The organism is Streptomyces sp. CC224B (genome assembly GCF_030010595.1).
GTDB lineage: Bacteria > Actinomycetota > Actinomycetes > Streptomycetales > Streptomycetaceae > Streptomyces > Streptomyces longispororuber.
The window spans coordinates 23,917-41,000 of record NZ_JASCXL010000082.1 but is presented as its reverse complement, the minus strand read 5'-3'; the positions used below and the strand labels follow the sequence as shown (position 1 = coordinate 41,000).

General features: G+C 74.0%; 13 protein-coding genes. 5 read left to right on the top strand and 8 right to left on the bottom strand.

Translation table 11 applies throughout. The annotated features are described in order from the left end of the window. Positions 1-303: 303 nt before the first annotated feature. Positions 304-948 carry an FMN-binding negative transcriptional regulator gene (locus QK440_RS28515; protein WP_282796098.1) on the bottom strand — a complete coding sequence of 215 codons (645 nt, stop codon included), beginning with the start codon at positions 946-948 and terminating at the stop codon, positions 304-306. Between the two features lie 387 nt (positions 949-1,335). Here QK440_RS28515 and QK440_RS28510 point away from each other — a divergent pair, with 387 nt between their 5' ends. Continuing rightward, positions 1,336-2,661 (top strand): lysine N(6)-hydroxylase/L-ornithine N(5)-oxygenase family protein, encoded by a 1,326-nt coding sequence (locus QK440_RS28510; protein WP_282796097.1) that lies wholly within the window; start codon positions 1,336-1,338, stop codon positions 2,659-2,661. A gap of 238 nt (positions 2,662-2,899) precedes the next feature. On the opposite strand, the gene QK440_RS28505 is transcribed toward QK440_RS28510, so the two are convergent. Beyond that, the gene (locus tag QK440_RS28505) at positions 2,900-3,124 is read right to left on the bottom strand and encodes an MbtH family protein (protein WP_190139609.1); all 225 of its coding nucleotides are present in this window, start codon (positions 3,122-3,124) and stop codon (positions 2,900-2,902) included. Between the two features lie 648 nt (positions 3,125-3,772). Here QK440_RS28505 and argJ point away from each other — a divergent pair. Genes argJ through QK440_RS28490 form a run of 3 tightly spaced genes read left to right on the top strand, consistent with a single transcriptional unit; the run spans position 3,773 to position 7,064 of the window. After that, positions 3,773-4,927, top strand: coding sequence for a bifunctional glutamate N-acetyltransferase/amino-acid acetyltransferase ArgJ (argJ, locus tag QK440_RS28500; RefSeq protein ID WP_282796096.1), 1,155 nt, complete (start codon positions 3,773-3,775; stop codon positions 4,925-4,927). Next, positions 4,924-5,835: an acetylglutamate kinase gene (argB, locus tag QK440_RS28495; RefSeq protein WP_282796095.1), complete on the top strand. Its 912-nt coding sequence runs from the start codon at positions 4,924-4,926 to the stop codon at positions 5,833-5,835. The genes argJ and argB overlap by 4 nt, the downstream gene beginning before the upstream one ends. Then, positions 5,832-7,064, top strand: coding sequence for an acetylornithine transaminase (locus QK440_RS28490; protein WP_282796094.1), 1,233 nt, complete (start codon positions 5,832-5,834; stop codon positions 7,062-7,064). The genes argB and QK440_RS28490 overlap by 4 nt, the downstream gene beginning before the upstream one ends. 186 nt (positions 7,065-7,250) lie before the next feature. Here QK440_RS28490 and QK440_RS28485 read toward each other — a convergent pair whose 3' ends face one another. After that, positions 7,251-7,769, bottom strand: coding sequence for a hypothetical protein (locus QK440_RS28485; protein ID WP_282796093.1), 519 nt, complete (start codon positions 7,767-7,769; stop codon positions 7,251-7,253). Positions 7,770-8,098: 329 nt separating this feature from the next. Then, positions 8,099-9,598 (bottom strand): amidohydrolase family protein, encoded by a 1,500-nt coding sequence (locus QK440_RS28480; protein WP_282796092.1) that lies wholly within the window; start codon positions 9,596-9,598, stop codon positions 8,099-8,101. 132 nt (positions 9,599-9,730) lie between these two features. On the opposite strand from QK440_RS28480, the gene QK440_RS28475 reads away from it, so the two are divergent. Beyond that, positions 9,731-10,729 (top strand): Ppx/GppA family phosphatase, encoded by a 999-nt coding sequence (locus tag QK440_RS28475; protein WP_282796091.1) that lies wholly within the window; start codon positions 9,731-9,733, stop codon positions 10,727-10,729. Positions 10,730-10,872: 143 nt separating this feature from the next. Here QK440_RS28475 and QK440_RS28470 read toward each other — a convergent pair whose 3' ends face one another. The 4 genes from QK440_RS28470 to QK440_RS28455 form a co-directional block, all read right to left on the bottom strand. Further along, on the bottom strand, positions 10,873-12,171 hold the full coding sequence (locus tag QK440_RS28470) for an aromatic ring-hydroxylating dioxygenase subunit alpha (protein ID WP_282796090.1): 1,299 nt from the start codon (positions 12,169-12,171) through the stop codon (positions 10,873-10,875). A gap of 80 nt (positions 12,172-12,251) precedes the next feature. Further along, positions 12,252-15,113 (bottom strand): PEP/pyruvate-binding domain-containing protein, encoded by a 2,862-nt coding sequence (locus QK440_RS28465; protein WP_282796089.1) that lies wholly within the window; start codon positions 15,111-15,113, stop codon positions 12,252-12,254. Continuing rightward, complete coding sequence (locus QK440_RS28460; RefSeq protein ID WP_282796088.1) at positions 15,110-16,264, bottom strand: methyltransferase; 1,155 nt, start codon at positions 16,262-16,264, stop codon at positions 15,110-15,112. Before QK440_RS28460 ends, QK440_RS28465 begins: the two co-directional genes overlap by 4 nt. Continuing rightward, positions 16,252-17,067, bottom strand: a complete 816-nt coding sequence (locus QK440_RS28455) for an alpha/beta fold hydrolase (protein ID WP_282796087.1) — start codon at positions 17,065-17,067, stop codon at positions 16,252-16,254. Before QK440_RS28455 ends, QK440_RS28460 begins: the two co-directional genes overlap by 13 nt. Between the last annotated feature and the right edge of the window lie 17 nt (positions 17,068-17,084).

The window sequence follows — 17,084 nt, the reverse complement described above, 5'->3', positions numbered from 1 at the left end:
GGGGGGGCCGCTGCGCGCTCGGGGGCGTTTACCGGCGCCTCCCGGCCGGTCCGGCGGCAACCCACCGGCCCCCCCCCCCGGGCGGGGGGGGGGGCTCCTCGCCGTCGGCGGGGCGCGGCCCCGCACGCCGGGGCGCCCCTGCCGCGGGCCGCGGGCCGCCGCGAGGACCCGGAGGCGCCGCGAGGGCCCGTCACGCCTGTCACGAGGGCCCGCCGCGAGGGCCCGCCCGGGGCGGCGCGCCACGAGGCGCGCGCCCTCACCCGTGGGGGCGGTGAGGGCACGCGCCCGCGGCCATGGGGGCTGCTACGGCAGCTTGTCCATGAGCCCGGCCGCCGCCCGGTGCCGGGTGCACTCACGGCCGCCGAACGAGCGCCGTACGCGCTCCTGGACCTCGGCCGGCTGCTCCTGGCTGAGCTTGAACATGCCCTCCGCGCCGGTCACCTTGAAGTGGAACGCGCCCACCGCGGGGACGATCTTCCGGAAGTAGTCGAGGGACTCGGTCATGTCCCAGCCCGCCCCGAAAGCGCCCTCGTAGGCGCGTACGGTCTCCTTCACCACGGCCAGGGTGTTCTCTATGCCCTCGATCTTCTCCACCACGCCGTGCACGTGCACCGAGGTGAAATTCCACGTGGGCGCCGCCGGCGTCACCTCGTACACCGTCGGCGAGACGTAACCGTGCGGCCCGGTGAACGTCAGCAGATTCACGCTGCCGGATTCGAGCGCCTTCCAGTGCGGGTTCGCGCGGTTCATATGGCCGAGCAGCCTGCCGCCCGCGAGGTCGTCGGACCATTCGCCCGTCCACTCCGGGTCCCTGATCACCGGCAGGTGCGTGGCGAACGGCCCGGCCTCCGGGCTGCCGTTGCTCACAAAGAGTGCCAGCGGATTGCTGAGGATCAGGTCGACCATCCACGAACTGTCCGGCTGGCGGTACTGGCTCGGAACGTACATCCGCAGCTCACCCTTTCGTTAATGTCACGCATGGCGCGGCGCCGAGTCGGCGACGTTAGCAACGCTTTGAGCGGCACGACCAAAATGCGGACGAGCGATCTGGCTGTCCCGTCGACAGGACAGCCGTCGCCTGGCCGGGCACGGTGGTCAGGTCCTCTTGAAAGGTCCGTCCGGCCCCTCTAAGTTGGCGTGGCGGTGTTCTCCAACGCAATACTCAATGCGTGTCTTCCGGGCCGCAGGTCGAGATGCCCGAGACCTTCAGCCGCAGACGGAAACGGGAGTTGCCAGCATTTCCGACCTCGGTCCTCCTGGGCAACCGCAGTTTTACTGAACCTCATCGATGATGCGGGAAGTCCCTGTCGAAGCTACGCCAGCGGGAGATTATCTATGGGTACGCGTGAACACGAGATATACGACATCGTTGGCATCGGGTTCGGCCCGTCCAACCTGTCCCTCGCCATTGCCCTGGAGGAACACCAGAGCAACACCTCCGACCAGCCGGTCACCAGCGTCTTCTTCGAGCGGCAGGCGGCCTTCGGCTGGCACCGCAACATGCTCCTTCCGCAGGCGACGATGCAGATCTCGTTCCTGAAGGACCTGGCCACCTTCCGGAATCCCGTGTCGCGGTACAGCTTCGTGTCGTACCTGCACGCGTCCGACCGCCTCGTGCAATTCGTGAACAACCAGGACTTCTTCCCGACGCGGCAGGAGTTCCACCAGTACCTGGAGTGGGCCGAGTCGAGCTTCAGCGACCGCGTCACGTACAACGCGGAGGTCACCGGCGTCCGGCTCGCGCAGGACACCGGGACCGGCCCGGAGCAGTGCCTCCAGGTCGAGGTCCGGGACACCGTGAGCGGCGCGACGCGCGTCGTGCTGGCCCGCAACGTGGCCGTGTCCACCGGCCTCGTGCCGCGCATGCCCACGGGCATGGAGCGCGACGAACGCGTCTGGCACAGCTCGGAGTTCCTGGCCAAGTACGGCCGGATGAACCCCGCGGAGCTGAAGCACGTGGCCGTCGTCGGCGCCGGGCAGAGCGCGGCGGAGATCACCAAGTTCCTGCACGACATGCTGCCGCACGCGCAGGTGTCGGCGGTCCTGCCGTCGTACGGCTACTCGGTCGCCGACGACACGCCCTTCGCCAACCAGGTCTTCGACCCCGCCGCGGTCGACCACTACTACTACGGCACGGAGACGACGCGCGACGCCTTCTGGCGCTACCACAAGAACACGAACTACTCCGTGGTCGACGACGACGTCATCCGCGAGCTGTTCCGCCGCGCGTACGAGGAGGAGGTCGCGGGTGAGCAGCGGCTGCGCTTCCTGAACCTGACCCGGGTCAAGGAGGTGAAGCGCTCCGGCAACGACACCCGCGTCGTCCTGCACTCGCTGCTCGACGGCGAGTCGGAGCAGGAGATGGACGTCGACGCCCTCGTCTTCGCCACCGGCTACAGCACCATGGACGCCACGGCGCTGCTCGGCGAGCTCGACCGCCACTGCCTGCGCGACGAGCAGGGCCGCCACCGCGTCGAGCGCGACTACCGCGTGGTCACCGACTCCGGCCTGACCTGCGGCATCTACCTCCAGGGCGGCACCGAGCACACGCACGGCCTGACCTCGTCCCTGCTGTCGAACATCGCCGTCCGCAGCGGTGAGATCGCCGAGTCCGTCCTCCGGCGCCGGCCCCGCCTCACCGCGGCCCGCGGCGAGGCCTAGCCGCCACCCGCCGCGCCGACGGCTCCCGCGCACGGCCCGTCAGCCCGGCTGGCGGGCCGTTGCCGTGCCCGGGGCGGCCGTTCCCGTGCCCGTGCCCGGGGCGGCCGTTGCCGAGCCCGTCACGCGGCCACCGGCCGGGGGAGGGCCGCAGCGGCCCGGTGGCGTACCGCCGCGGGCGTGCGCGAAGGCCCCGGTGCCGCACCCGGCACCGGGGCCCTCCGCGTCGCGCGAGGACGCGTCACGCGGCCGAGTCGGCCGCCATCGCGTCGCGCAGGCTCTTGGGGCGCAGGTCGGTCCAGTTCTGCTCCACGTAGTCCAGGCACTCCTGGCGGCTCGCCTCGCCGAACACGACCCGCCAGCCCGCGGGCACCTCGGCGAAGGACGGCCACAGCGAGTGCTGCTCCTCGTCGTTCACCAGGACGTAGAACCGGCCGTCGGCGTCGTCGAACGGGTTGCTGCTCATAGGTACTCCAATTCAAGAGGTCTGGTCTCCGGTCGGACCGGTCCTCGCGCTCCGCAGATTCCGCGCGCCGCGGAGCATCGGCGAAAGGAGAATCCGGCCGGTGGACCGGGGCCCGCCGCCGCGGCGAGATCGTCCGCGGGCCGGGCTCCGGCTCCGCCATTGTGGTTCGGGACGGCTCCGGCGTCCAGGCCTGCCCGGCCGCCGGCGAATTGCCGGGTGCTGCCCGGGTGCATTATTGCGACGCGGTGAAATCCATGGGGACAACACAATGACCGGAGAATGCGTGGCCTCCCGCGACCGTCCTCGGCGGCGGGTGCGGCACGCACCGGTGCGTCCTGTGGACAGGACAACGCCCCGGTGCCGAACGCCGGAATCGCCGGTACTTTGTTGCGAGTCGCCCCTCACCCCGCCCGGCCGTCGAGGAGCGGCGCCGCCGATGCCCGTCGGTGCGCCGAGGGCTGGTGGGCGGGGTGGGCAACGACCGCGGCCGGACAGCGCCTTGTCGCGTCACGGCGCTCCGCCGCCAGAATCGAGAAGGGGACGGCACGGCCCGTGCCATTTCACCGGAGTCGTGGCCGGTGTCCTTGCCGGCGGCCCCCTCGGCCTTCCCGGACGACCGGGAACTTCCGCTTTAGGAGTCGTAGAGCCATGAGCGTCACGGCAGCAAAAGGGTTTTCGGCCGCGGGCGTCGCGGCCGGAATCAAAGCAAAGGGAAAACCCGATCTGGCCCTGGTCGTGAACAACGGCCCGCGCCGGGCCGCCGCGGGGGTCTTCACCGCGAACCGGGTGAAGGCCGCCCCCGTCGTCTGGAGCGAACAGGTCCTCGAGGGCGGGCAGGTGGCGGCCGTCGTCCTCAACTCCGGCGGCGCCAACGCCTGCACGGGCCCCGCCGGCTTCGACGACACCCGGGCCACCGCCGAGAAGGCGGCCGCGGCCCTCGACGGCCACCGCGCCGACCAGGTCGCGGTGGCCTCCACCGGCCTCATCGGCACCCGCCTGCCCATGGACAGACTGCTGCCGGGCGTCGAGGCCGCGGCCCGCGCGCTGTCCGAGGACGGCGGCGAACAGGCCGCCGTCGCCATCAAGACCACCGACAGCGTGCACAAGACGGCCGTCGTCGAGGGCGACGGCTGGACCGTCGGCGGCATGGCCAAGGGCGCGGGCATGCTCGCCCCCGGCCTCGCCACCATGCTGGCGGTGCTCACCACCGACGCCGACCTGCCCGCCGCCGACCTCGACCGGGCGCTGCGCGCGGCGACCCGCGTCACCTTCGACCGCGTCGACTCCGACGGCTGCATGTCCACCAACGACACCGTGCTGCTCCTGGCCTCCGGCGCCTCCGGGGTCACACCGGCGTACGAGGAGTTCGCCCAGGCCGTCCGTACGGTCTGCGACGACCTCGCCCGGCAGCTCATCGGCGACGCCGAGGGCGCAAGCAAGGACATCCGCATCGACGTCGTCCACGCGGCCACCGAGGACGACGCCGTGGAGGTGGGCCGCTCCATCGCCCGCAACAACCTCCTCAAGTGCGCCATCCACGGCGAGGACCCCAACTGGGGCCGGGTGCTGTCCGCCATCGGCACCACCTCCGCCGCCTTCGAGCCCGACCGCCTGAGCGTCGCCATCAACGGCGTCTGGGTGTGCAAGGACGGCGCCATCGGCGTGGACCGCGCGTCCGTGGACATGCGGGGCCGGGAGGTCGTCATCACCGCGGACCTGGCGGCCGGCACCGCGTCGGCCACCCTGTGGACCAACGACCTGACGTCCGCGTACGTCCACGAGAACAGCGCGTACGCGTCATGAGGATCCCCACCCACGAACACCCCGCCCTGGAGAAGGCGCAGTCCGTGATGGACGCGCTGCCGTGGCTGAACCGCCACCAAGGCATGATCTGCGTCATCAAGTTCGGCGGCAACGCCATGATCGACGACGAGCTGAAGGCCGCCTTCGCGCACGACGTGGTCTTCCTGCGCCACGCCGGCCTCAAGCCCGTCGTCGTCCACGGCGGCGGCCCGCAGATCAGCGCCGCGCTGCGCCTGCACAACATCGAGAGCGAGTTCAAGTCGGGCCTGCGGGTCACCTCGCCGCAGGCCATGTCCGTCGTCCGGATGGTCCTCGCCGGGCAGGTGCAGCGCGAGCTGGTCGGGCTCATCAACCAGCACGGCCCGCTCGCCGTCGGCCTGACCGGCGAGGACGCGGACCTGATCACCGCCGTCCAGCACCGGCCGAAGAGCGAGGACGGGGAGATGGTCGACATCGGCCGCGTCGGGGAGATCACCCAGGTGAACCCGGGCGCCGTCGAGGCGCTCCTCGCGGACGGCCGCATCCCCGTGATCTCGCCCGTGGCCCGCAGCGTCGACGACGACTACGTCTACAACGTCAACGCCGACACGGCCGCCGCCGCGGTCGCGGCCGCCCTCAACGCCCACACGCTGGTCTTCCTCACCGACGTCGAGGGGCTGTACCGGGACTGGCCGCAGAGCGACGAGGTCATCAGCCGCCTGAGCGCCAGCGAACTGGAGAAGATCCTGCCGGACCTCGCCGACGGCATGGTGCCGAAGATGGCCGGGTGCCTGCACGCGGTGCGCAACGGCGTGGGCAGCGCGCGCGTCATCGACGGCCGCGTCCAGCACTCGGTGCTCCTGGAGATGTTCACGCGCGAGGAGATCGGCACGCTGGTCATGCCCGACATCGTGGAGGGCCTGGAGTGACAGCGATCGTGGAGGGGTCCGGCACCGACCGGGCCGGCCGGTCGGAGAAGACGCTCACGGAGCGCTGGCAGGCGTCGATGATGGACAACTACGGCACCCCGCGGGTGCCGTTGGTGCGCGGGGAGGGCGCCGCGTTCTGGGACGCGGACGGCAACAAGTACCTCGACTTCGTCGGGGGCATCGCCGTCAACTCCCTGGGCACCGCGCACCCCGCCGTCGTCCGGGCCGTCAGCGAGCAGATCGGACGCCTCGGCCACGTGTCGAACCTGTTCGTCGCGGAGCCGCCGGTCCGGCTCGCCGAACGGCTGCTGCGCCTGACGGGGCGCAGGGGCCGGGTGTTCTTCGCGAACTCCGGCGCCGAGGCCAACGAGGCCGCCTTCAAGCTCGGCAGGATGACCGGCCGGCGCCTCACGGTCGCGGCCGAGGGCGGCTTCCACGGCCGCACCATGGGCGCCCTCGCGCTGACCGGACAGCCCGCGAAGCGGGCGCCGTTCGAGCCGCTGCCGGGCGAGGTCACGCACGTGCCGTACGGCGACACGCAGGCGCTGCGCGCCGCCGTCGACACCGACACCGCGCTCGTCGTGCTGGAGCCGATCCAGGGCGAGAACGGCGTGGTCGTGCCCCCGCCCGGCTATCTGGCGGCGGCCCGCGAGATCACCCGGGCCGCGGGGGCGCTGCTCGTCCTCGACGAGGTGCAGACCGGAATCGGCCGTACCGGCCACTGGTTCGAGTGCCAGGCGCAGGGCGTGGAACCGGACGTGCTCACGCTCGCCAAGGGGCTCGGCGGCGGGCTGCCGATCGGCGCGACCCTGGCGTTCGGCCCGGCCGCCGAGCTGCTGGCACCCGGCACGCACGGCACCACGTTCGGCGGGAACCCCGTCGCGTGCGCCGCCGCGCTCGCCGTGCTCGACACCGTCCACGCCGACGGCCTCCTCGACCACGTCAAGCGCCAGGGCGAGGCACTGCGCCAGGGCATCGAGGGCCTGGACCACCCCTTGGTGGACCGGGTCCGCGGGGCCGGGCTGCTGCTCGGCATCGTCCTGACCGAGGCGGTCGCCGGGCGGGTGCAGGAGGCGGCCCAGGACGCGGGGCTGCTGGTGAACGCCGTCGCGCCGGACACGATCCGGCTCGCCCCGCCGCTCGTCGTGGGCGAGGACGAGGTGACCGCCTTCCTGCGCGCGCTGCCGGGCGTACTGGAGCGGGTGCGGCGGGAGGCCGCCTCCGCCTGAGGCGCGGCACGCCGGGGCGCGTACGGCTGCGGGCCGCGCGGTGGCCTCCGGCGCCGCCTGATCCGCCTCGGCACGCGGTGACCGGACGGGGCCGCCCACCACCGGTGGGCGGCCCCGTCCGCGGTGTCCAGCGGCCGTTCGCCAGTGTCCAGCGGCCGTTCGCTCAGCCCGCGTCGCCCCCGCCGGTCACGTGCCGTCCTCGTCCGGACTGCTGTCCTCGTCCGGGCCGAAGAGCGCCTGGCAGACGTCGTCCAGGCACGGCGTGCGCGGGGCGAGCGCGGTGGCCTCGGCACCGGCTCCGTCGAGCGCGTCCTGGAGGGCGCGCAGCGCGGGCGTGCCGCCGTCGTCCGGTACGTCCAGGGCCAGTGCGGCGGGGTCCGGCACGGCGCGGTCCAACAGGGCCGCGGCGGGCTCCGGTTGGCTCACGGTGGCGAACCCCAGCGGGACGTGGCCGCCGGACAGGAGGTCGCTCACCCGCTCCAGGGAGCCGTGTCCGCCGGGTGTCGGCGGGGTGGCTCCGTCGGCGTCGGGGCCCGTGCTGAGCAGCGTGAGCCGGGCGGGCCGCTCCTCGCGCGCGGTGAGCCGGACGGGCGGATCCTGCGGCGTGCCCGGTCTCCGGTGCGGGTTCCGCCCGTCTACTCCGCCCGCGTCCGCGGCGGCGGCGAGCTCGTACGGGGAGTCGTCGGCGTAGGGCGTGAGATCCATGACGCCATGGTGGCACAGTTGTGGCGCCATAAGGGGCAACTCGCGTTCCGGGTGCGGAACTGTCCGGATTCCGCCCCTCGCCCCCGGCGCCCACCGCCCCGGAATGCCTGGTGCCACTTCACCGTGCAGCCGTTTCACCAGCACTTCACGGTATACGCGCACCGCCTGCCCCTTCCCGTCCGCAGGCGGCACCGGTCGCTGACGGGCGCGCCTTCCGCAGACCACCGTACGCCCGGCGCGCGCCCGGTGTGGCCGTTCGCGGTGCCTGCGGGGGCAATGTGGCGCCATTCGTGCTGCCAGTGGCGCCATCCCGCCGCGCCGGGTGACGGTCAGCGGCGCACCGGGCGCCCCGGCAGCGCGTCCGGGAGCAGAACGCCGTCGCGGACCACGGGCGTGCCGCCGACCAGGACGTGCGCATGGCCTGTCGAGGGCCGGGTGCTGTCGGTGTACGTGGCCCGGTCGCTCACCGCGGCGGGGTCGAAGACGACGAGGTCGGCGTCGCACCCCGCCTGTACGCGCCCCTTCTTGCGCAGCGCGGGCACCCCCGCCTCCAGGATCCGCGCCGGGAACAGGCTCGCCCGCGCGACCGCGTCCATCAGGCCGAGGGCGCCGAGCTCCCGCACGTACCGGCGCAGCACCTTGGAGAACGTGCCCGCGGTGCGCGGGTGCGTGACCGCGGCCCCGGGCGGCACCGGCCACGCCAGCGGGTCCGCCACCGGGCCCGTCCAGGTCAGCGGCATCGCGTCGGAGCCGATCACGGTGTGCGGGTGCAGCAGCGCCCGGTCGAGGAAGGCCCGGTCGCGGGCGTCGTCCTCGTCCAGGAAGGGCAGGAACGCCAGCGCCCCGGGGTCGGCCGCGCGCAGGGCGCGCAGCTCCTCGGCGTCGCGCACGCGCCGGCCGGTGCGGGCGTACACGATGTCCGACGCCTCCCGGCCGGACAGCCGGCCGGGGTCGAGGAAGGCGGCACCGACGGCGGTCATGCCCGCGCCGTACGGATAGGCCTCCGTGGACACGCGGGCGCCCTCGGCGCGGGCGCGGTCGAGGACGGCGAGGACGCGGTCGGTGTGCCGGTGCGAGGTGGACGGCACGTGGCAGTAGTGGGCGTGCACGCCGGTCTCGCCCGCGGCCCGGGCGATCTCCTCGGCCCCGTCGACGGGCGTGTCCGGCTGCTGCTCCACCAGGTCCCGCGCGTGCGTGTACGTGGGTACGCCGGTCTCCGCGGCGAGGCGGGCCACCGCCAGGTACTCCTCGGGGCGCACGCGCGGCGCGTAGCCCATGAGCACGCCGATGCCGAGCGCGCCGGCGTCCAGGTCCCGGCGCACCAGGTCCAGGAGCGCCTCCTCCTGGACCCGGGTGGCCTCGCGCCGCCAGGCGGGCTCACCGAGGCGGTGCAGGGTCGCGGTGATGCCCCCGCCGTGCGGCAGCCCGCCCACGGCCGCCATCCGGGCCTGCGCCCAGGACGCGGAGAAGCCGTAGTTGAGGGGGCGGCCCTCGGCGGCGGCGAGCCGGTAGGCCTCCTCGACGGGGGACAGGCCCGCTTCGAGTTCGAGGACCGTGGTCACGCCGTCCAGGGCCTGGAGCCGGTGGCCCTGGACGGTGTGGGAGTGGCTGTGCAGATCGATGAAGCCCGGGGCGACCACGAGCCCCGAGGCGTCCACGACCCGGCGCCCCGGCAGCGGCGTCGCCGAGACCCCGGAGATCTCCCGCCCTGTCACGCCGACGTCGGCCACCGCGTCGAGGCCGCTCTCCGGATCGAGCACGCGGCCGCCGCGCAGGACCAGGTCGTGGTGGGGGGCGGGGCGGTGGGCGGGGCGGGTGGGTGAGGTCATGGAGCCACGCTACGGACCCCGGAGCCGAGGGGGCGGCGCATGCGGCCCATGGAAACGGGGCATGTCATGGAGGGAAACGGCACATGTCGTGTGTGTGGGCGTGCCGGGGTGCTGCCGGGGTACTGAGGGCTCATGCGAGTGAGCGTGCTGGATGTGGGGTCGCGCACGGCGCGGCTCGTGGTCGTGGACGCCGGCAGCGGGGCCCCGCTGCCCGTGCACACCGCCAAGTGGAAGCTGCGGCTCGGCGAGCAGGTGGAGCCCGGCGGGCCGCTGGGCGAGGAGAGCGTGGAGCGCCTGGCGCACGCCGTGGCCTCCGCCGCCGCGACGGCCGAACGCTGGGGGGCGGGGCGGCCGCTGGCCTTCGCCACCGCCGTGATCCGGGACGCGCCGAACCGCCAGGAGGTGCTGCGGGCGGTCGCCGCGCGGACCGGTGTGTGGCTGCGCACCCTGCCGGGGGAGCTGGAGGCCGAGCTGACGTTCCTCGGCGCCCGCCGCTGGCTGGGCTGGCGGGCCGGGCCGCTGGTGCTGATGGACATCGGCGGCGGCTCGCTGGAGGTGGCCTTCGGCCGGGGCCGGCTGCCGGACTTCGCGGTGTCGCTGCCGCTCGGCGCCCACCGCCTCACCCACCAGTACCTCGCCGCCGAGGACCCGCCCTCCGAGCAGGCCCTCAGGGACCTGCGGCGCCAGGTGCGGCACCAACTGCGGGACGTGGCGGCGCGGATCCGCTGGGAGGGGCCGCGCACCGCCGTGGCGACCTCACGGACGTTCCAGCAACTCGCCCGCCTGGCCGGGGAGGAACCGGGGAGACACGGCCCGTTCGTCGACAGGACCCTGCGCCGCTCCGGCCTCCGCGAGGCCCGTGAGCGGCTCGCTCGTCTGCCCGCCGCCGAGCGGGCGCGGCTGCCCGGCATCTCGGCGCCGCGGGCCGGGCAGAGCCTGGCCGGCGCGGTCGTCGGGCACACGGCGATGAAGCTCATGGGCGTCAAGGCGGCGGCCGTGTGCCCCTGGGCGCTGCGCGAGGGCATCCTCCTGCGCCACATCGAGGACGGCTCGCAGTGGTGGGACGAGCTGGCCGAGGACGGCGACCCGGTCGCGCCGGGCAAGGCACCGCTGCGCGTGGCGACCTCCTGACCCGGCTCCCGGGCCGGTGCCCCGGGGCCCCGGTGCTCCGGTGGCGCGGCTGCCCGATGACCTCCCGGCCCGGGTTCCCGTCGGTGGCGGCCCCGCCGCCGCGGCGCGCGTCCCGGCCGCCCGTGCCGGAACGCGCGCGCGGCTCAGGACGCGCTCTTGCTGAGGTCCTCGGCGGGGGCCGCGGACTCCTTCGCCCCGGCGCCGCTCCGGGCGGCGGCGCCGTTGCCGCTCCCGGCGCCGTTCCCGCCGTTGCCATGGGCGTCGCCGTTTTCGCTGCCGCTGCCGCTGCCGCTGCCGCTGCCGCTGCCGCTGCCGTTGGCCGTGACCGCCGCCGTCGGCGGGGCCTCCGCCTCGGCCGTCGCGGGGGCCGAGGCCGCGGGGGCCGGAGCAGGCGCGGCGGCGCGTGCCTCGGCCTCGGCGCGGGCCTCCGCCTTCAACCGGTCCCGCATCTGCAGGTACTTGGCGTTCATCTCGTCCGGGGCGATCAGCTTGTTCACGCCCCGCTCGCTGACCTTGGGCTCCTGGCGCGCCATGATGTCGTTGTCCTGCTGGTCCTGGACGTACTTCTCCATCTGGAGCGACGCCCGCAGGATCCACGGCCGCAGCGGCTTGATCGGCACCATCCGCTTGAGCAGCGGGTACTCCCACAGCCGCATGATCGCCTGGGTGTTCTCGTCGTCGATCGGCGTGAGCCAGGTGGTGACCTCCAGGAGGCCCTGGCGGACGTGCGTCATGCAGGGCGCCTGGTAGATGAGGTCGAAGTGCCAGATGTTGTCGGGGTTGCCCTCCTCGCACTGGTCGAAGGTGGAGCGGATGATCGTGCCGTCCACGTCCACGCGATGGTTCACGATCTTGTTGGCGGCGATGTAGCGCTCGCGGCCGTCCGTCCAGAGCTTGCGCCAACTGCCGTACATGAACGTGTAGTCGATTATGTTCGCCCAGTGGTCCCGGTGGACGAACGTCACGTGGTAGAACTCCAGCAGGCTCTCGATGTACCGGGTGTAGTGGACCGGCCTGCTCCAGGTGATCGTCTCGTACGGGCGCGGGTGCTCGGCGAGTTCCCGCGGCAGCACGATCTCCGGCAGGGTCGCGCGCTTGTCGCCCCACCACAGCCACACCAGGCCGTACTGCTCGCGCACCTCGTACGTGTCGATCCGCATCGACGCCGGGATACGGCCCTCTGCCCCGAGGGCCGGGATCAGACGGCAGGCGCCGCTCGTGTCGTACCGGAAGCCGTGGTAGGGGCAGGCGATGGAGTTGCCCACGAGGCGCCCGTCGGACAGGTTCGCGCCCTTGTGCGGGCAGCGCGCCGACTGGCAGACCAGCCTGCCGTCGAGGTCGCGCCAGAGCACGAGCTCCTCGCCCAGGCGCTTCACCCCGGTCGGGGCGCCGCGTTTGACGTCTTGGGTCCGCAGGATCGGATACCACTGGTTGGGGATCATCTGGTCGCCTCTCGCTTTCCTCTGCGCTGCTGCTGTCCGCTCGGGACCCCGGGGTCCGCCGCTCGGACTTCGGGGTCCGCTCAGCCCTCGACGACCTCGACGAGCCCGGTGTCGCCGTCGACCAGGACCATGTCGCCGGTGCTGATCACTTGGGTGGCGTGCTTGGTGTTGACCACCGAGGGCACGTTGAACTCGCGGGACACGATGGAGCTGTGCGAGAGCATCGACCCGATGTCCGTGACCACGCCGCCCGCGATGGCGAACAGCGGCGTCCAGGACGCGTCGGTGTGCCGGGTCACGAGGATCTCGCCCGCCTGGAACTCGTCGGCCTGCCACACCAGGTCCTCCACGATCCGCGCCCGGCCCACGATCCGCCCCGGCGACGAGCCGAGGCCCGTCAGCCGCGCCCCGTCCCGGGCCGGCCGGGCCGCGCGCGTGCCGTCGTACGTGCCGACGAACGTCAGCGGCGGCTCCGGCAGGCGGTTGTGGTACTCGTGCACGCGCCGCCGCTCGTCGACGGCCTCCCGCGGGAACGCCTCGCCGGCCGTCGCCGTGCCCGCCACGAAGCGGCGTACGTCCGCGAAGTCCAGGTAGGCGACCTCGTCGAGCGAGCGCAGCACGCCGTCGGCGACGAGCCGCCGCCCGACCTCGTACACCACGTTCCTGACCAGCCAGATCGACGTGATCATCGACATGCGGGTGGACTCGCGCAGCTCGCTGCAGAGCGCGTACATCGCCATCACGCCCTCGAGGGTCTTGCGCCGCGGCAGCGGAAGACCGGCCAGCACCGCGCGGACGTCGCCCTCCTGGCGGGCGCGGCTGCGGCCCATGATGTCGTCGGCGGTGAAGCCGTCGGCGGCGTAGCGGCGGATCATCTGGAAGACGTACGACGGGTCGTCGATCCAGCGCGGGTGGGTGAGCTCCATCTCCTGCCGGCCGCGGGTGCCGTTGGCGCGCAGGAACGGCTCCATCCGCGTGTCCCAGAACACCTGCCCCTCGGCGTCCGCGCGCAGCCGGTCCGGGACCTCCTCCAGGGGCGCCGACTCGATGATCTCCATGACCCGGGGGCGGGCCTTGGCGGCCTGCGCGACGGCCCAGATCTCCTGCGCGGACGCCACGGTGCGCAGGCTCGACATATCGGTCTTGAGGCGGTTCTGGAGGTTGTCGCCCGCCGCGCCGAGCCACCGCGCGCACAGCTCCGTGAGGATGCCGTAGAACCCGAACGCGTTGATGTAGTACGGCATGTAGCCGACGTGCGCGTCGTGGAAGTAGTGCAGGTAGCGGGTGAGTTCGGCGTCCAGCTCGCGCCGGGACATCCGGGTCAGGTCCAGGCGCCGGGCGCGGTCGAACTCGTAGTCGCGCGTCCTCGCCATGTCCCGGGCGCGGCCCTTCATGACGACCATCTCGCGCCCCGTCTCGCGCAGCCAGTGCACGGTGGACAGGAGGTCCTCGACCCCGCCGGGGAAGGTGCCGAACGGGTTGGTGTACGTCGCGAGGTCGACCTCCTCGCTGACGAAGCGGCGGGTGAAGTGCCGCTGGTCGCGCGTCGGCAGGGCCTGCCCGAGCAGGTACGCGGTGTAGGAGATGTTCAGGTACACATGGCCCTGGAGGTAGCCCATGTGCAGGTCGACGTCGCCGATGTCGCGCACGCCCAGGGCCCGCGCGCAGTCGCCGTGCACGTGGTCCTGGTAGTGGCGGGCGAAGCTCAGGCCGAGCGGGGACATCAGGCCCACGAAGATCTCGCCGATGTCCATGCGCGACCACAGCGTGCCGCCAAGGACCGCCTCCGGCTGCCGCCCCCGGCTGCGCGGCAGGTACGGGCTGCGGTCGCCGTCGGCCGCCTCCGGGCGCGGCCGGGTGGTGATGGGACGGGCCTGGAGCAGGTGCAGGGTGCCGTCGCGCAGCGCCCACTCGACGTCCTGCTCGCAGCCGTAGTGCTCGCGCACCCGGAGGGCGAGCCGGGCCAGGGCCGTGAGCCGCTCCCGGGTCAGGCAGGGCGCGTCCCGGTCGGCGGCGTCCACCTTGGTCATGCCGATGCGGCCCGGAGCGAGCGGCGCGCACTTGGTGACCTTGTAGCGCACGCGCTCCTCGACGACGTCCAGGGTGCGGTCGTCCACCACGAAGAAGTCGCTGGAGACCCGGCCCGACACCAGGCCCTCGCCGAGCCCGCAGCACGCCTCCACCACCAGCCGGTGCGGCCGGCCGCCGACGGGGTCCACGGTGAACAGCACCCCGCTGACGTCCGCGTCCACCATCTCCTGGACGACGACGGCGATGGCCCCGGCCGGGCCGGAGCGGTAGGCCGCCGCGCGGTCCGACCAGAGCGACGCCCAGCAGACCCTGACCGCGTCCAGCAGCGCCGCGTCGCCCGCCACGTCGAGGACGGTGTCGTGCTGGCCCGCGAAGGAGCGCCCGGCGGAGTCCTCCCGCACCGCCGACGAGCGCACCGCGACGCGCGGCCGGCCGAGCTCCTCGTAGGCCGCGACGACGGGCCGCGCGACGGCCTCCGGGAGCTCCCGCGCGAGCACCAACTCCCGGAGCACTGAAGCGGGTTCGTGCCGCGCCTCGGCCGCGCGCAGCTCGGCGCCGAGCCCGCTCTCCCGCAGGAACAGCTCGAAAAGCCCGGTGGTGAGGCAGAACGCGGGCGGCACCGGAAGCCCCGCCCGCATCAGCTCGTCGAGCCGGGCCCCTTTGCCGCCGAGTACGTCCGCACCGCTGAGTACGTCCGCACCGCCGAGCGCGTCGGCACCGCCGGCGCGCGCGCGGCCGAGGACGGTGACGAGGCCGGTGCCCGGGGTGGCGGCGGAGGCCGTCGTGGCGTCGGTGGTCCCGGAGGCGGAGGTCGCCCCGGCGTCGGTGGTCCCGGCCGCCGGGTCCGTGCCCGTGTCCGTGTCCGTGGTCGTCGGGCCCGTGCCCGTGTCCGTGGTCGCCTTCGTGGTCATGACGCGGCCTCCTCGACGGCCTGCGGGGCGGGGGAGAGCGCCCGCGCGGCCGGGCGGTGGCGCACCGGGCCCGCGGGAACGTTGACACCGGTGACGGCGCGGAACGGCTGGCCGGGCACGACGCCCGAGGCCCGCACGTCGGTGAACCCGGCCTCCCGCACCTGCCCCAGCAGCTCGTCCTCGCGCGGCAGCGGCCCGCCGAACGCGGCCAGCTCGAACCACAGGTTGAGCACCTCCAGGCCGAACGCGCTCCCGCCCCGGAAGGACGAGGTGAGCAGCAGCCTGCCGCCCGGGGCCAGGAAGGACCGCGCCCGCGCCAGGACCTCGGCGCGCTCCTCGACCGGGAAGTAGTAGATGTTGTTGTGCAGGGTCACCAGGTCGAACTGCGGCTGCAGGTCGAGGGTGCGCAGATCGCCCCGGCGGGTCTCGACGCGGTCGGCGAGGCCCCACCGCGCCATGTTCTTCGCGGCCTGCTCGGCGACCTCGTCCTGGAGGTCGACGGCGAGCGCGGTCAGGCGCAGGTTGAGCCCGGCGGCGTACCGGACGTACGCGCCGCTGCCGCAGCCGATCTCCAGGAGCCGTACCGGCCCCGTGCGCGGCAGCGCCCGGCCGACGGCCTCCTCGACGAAGCCGCGCAGCACGAGCGAGGAGCGGGCGACGACCAGGCCGTCCTGGTCGGAGAGCGTGAACCGGTCCCCCGCGGCGAGCATGCGCGGGGCGTCGCGCAGCGCGGGCACGTGGAAGCGCAGCACCTCCTCCAGGGCCGCGGCCACCGGATCGTTGGACACCTTCGCGAGCGCCTTGGCGGTGCGGCTGCGCAGCAGGTAGCAGCCCTCCTTGCGGCGCAGCTCGCCGAGGCGCACCCCGGCGTCCAGCCAGGCCCGCAGCCGCTCCCGGTCCGCGGGCCCGGCGCCGGTCCGCTCGGCGAGGCTCTCCAGGTCGCAGGGGCGGGCCGCCAGGCACCGCAGCACACCGGAGCCCGCCGCGGCCGCCAGGAACGAGGCCCGGTACAGCGGGTGGAACAGGGTCCGGTCGAGCGCGAACAGCAGCGGCAGGCGGGGGTCGGTGACGACGCGCGCCGCGGCCGGCACGTCCGCGACCGGCTCCCGCGCCCGGTCCTTGACGGCCCTGGCCAGGCTCAGTAGGTCCATGAGGGTTCCTTCTCCTCGGCGGTACGGGTGAGTTCGGTGCGCAGGTCGCGCAGGAGGGGACGGCGCTCGGGGCCGTTGAGGAAGAAGTGGCCGCCCGGCACGCGGCGGCACAGCAGCGAGGCGCCGGTGTACGCGCGCCACGCCTCGACGTGCGGCGCGGGCGCGACCGGGTCGCCGTCGGCGGCGTACGCGGTCATCGGGCAGGCCAGCGGGCGGCGCGGCCGCCAGCGGTAGCGCTCGCACGCCGTGAGGTCGGCGCGCAGCACCGGCAGGCGGCGCTCCAGATAGGCCCCCGCGACACGGTCGCCGGGCGCCAGCGCCCCCAGGTCGTGGACCAGGGCGCGCAGCGCGTCGTCGCCGAGCGCGTGGTCCGCGCGGTCGCCGTACAGGTGCGGGGCCCGGCTGCCGGACACGAACAGGTGGCGCGGCTCGGGCGCGCCGCGTGCGCGCAGCGCGCACGCCACCTCGTAGGCGACGAGCGCGCCCATGCTGTGCCCGAACAGGACGTAGTCGCGGGCGAGTCCGGCCGCGAGCAGTGCGTCCGTCACGTCGGACACCAGCGCGTCCAGGTCCGTGTACGGCGCCTCGCGCAGCCGCCGGCCGCGCCCGGGGAACTGCACCGGCACCACCGGCGCCCCCAGCAGGTCCGGCCAGTCGCGGTACACGGAGGCGGTGCCGCCCGCGTAGGGGAAGCAGATCAGGCGCGGCGTCCCGGCGGCTGCCTCCGGGTCCGGGCTGGGGCCGGGGAACCAGTCGGCGGCCGTCGGGGGCGCCGGCCGGGCCGGGCGCGCGGATGGGTGCACGGGTGGGGTCCTCTCGC

Coding starts and splice junctions, on each gene's coding strand:
- QK440_RS28460 (WP_282796088.1), bottom strand. CDS start 16,264: ATGGACCTACTGAGCCTGGCCAGGGCCGTCAAGGACCGGGCGCGGGAG.
- QK440_RS28505 (WP_190139609.1), bottom strand. CDS start 3,124: ATGAGCAGCAACCCGTTCGACGACGCCGACGGCCGGTTCTACGTCCTG.
- argB (WP_282796095.1), top strand. CDS start 4,924: ATGAGGATCCCCACCCACGAACACCCCGCCCTGGAGAAGGCGCAGTCC.
- argJ (WP_282796096.1), top strand. CDS start 3,773: ATGAGCGTCACGGCAGCAAAAGGGTTTTCGGCCGCGGGCGTCGCGGCC.
- QK440_RS28470 (WP_282796090.1), bottom strand. CDS start 12,171: ATGATCCCCAACCAGTGGTATCCGATCCTGCGGACCCAAGACGTCAAA.
- QK440_RS28465 (WP_282796089.1), bottom strand. CDS start 15,113: ATGACCACGAAGGCGACCACGGACACGGGCACGGGCCCGACGACCACG.
- QK440_RS28475 (WP_282796091.1), top strand. CDS start 9,731: ATGCGAGTGAGCGTGCTGGATGTGGGGTCGCGCACGGCGCGGCTCGTG.
- QK440_RS28480 (WP_282796092.1), bottom strand. CDS start 9,598: ATGACCTCACCCACCCGCCCCGCCCACCGCCCCGCCCCCCACCACGAC.
- QK440_RS28510 (WP_282796097.1), top strand. CDS start 1,336: ATGGGTACGCGTGAACACGAGATATACGACATCGTTGGCATCGGGTTC.
- QK440_RS28485 (WP_282796093.1), bottom strand. CDS start 7,769: ATGGATCTCACGCCCTACGCCGACGACTCCCCGTACGAGCTCGCCGCC.
- QK440_RS28515 (WP_282796098.1), bottom strand. CDS start 948: ATGTACGTTCCGAGCCAGTACCGCCAGCCGGACAGTTCGTGGATGGTC.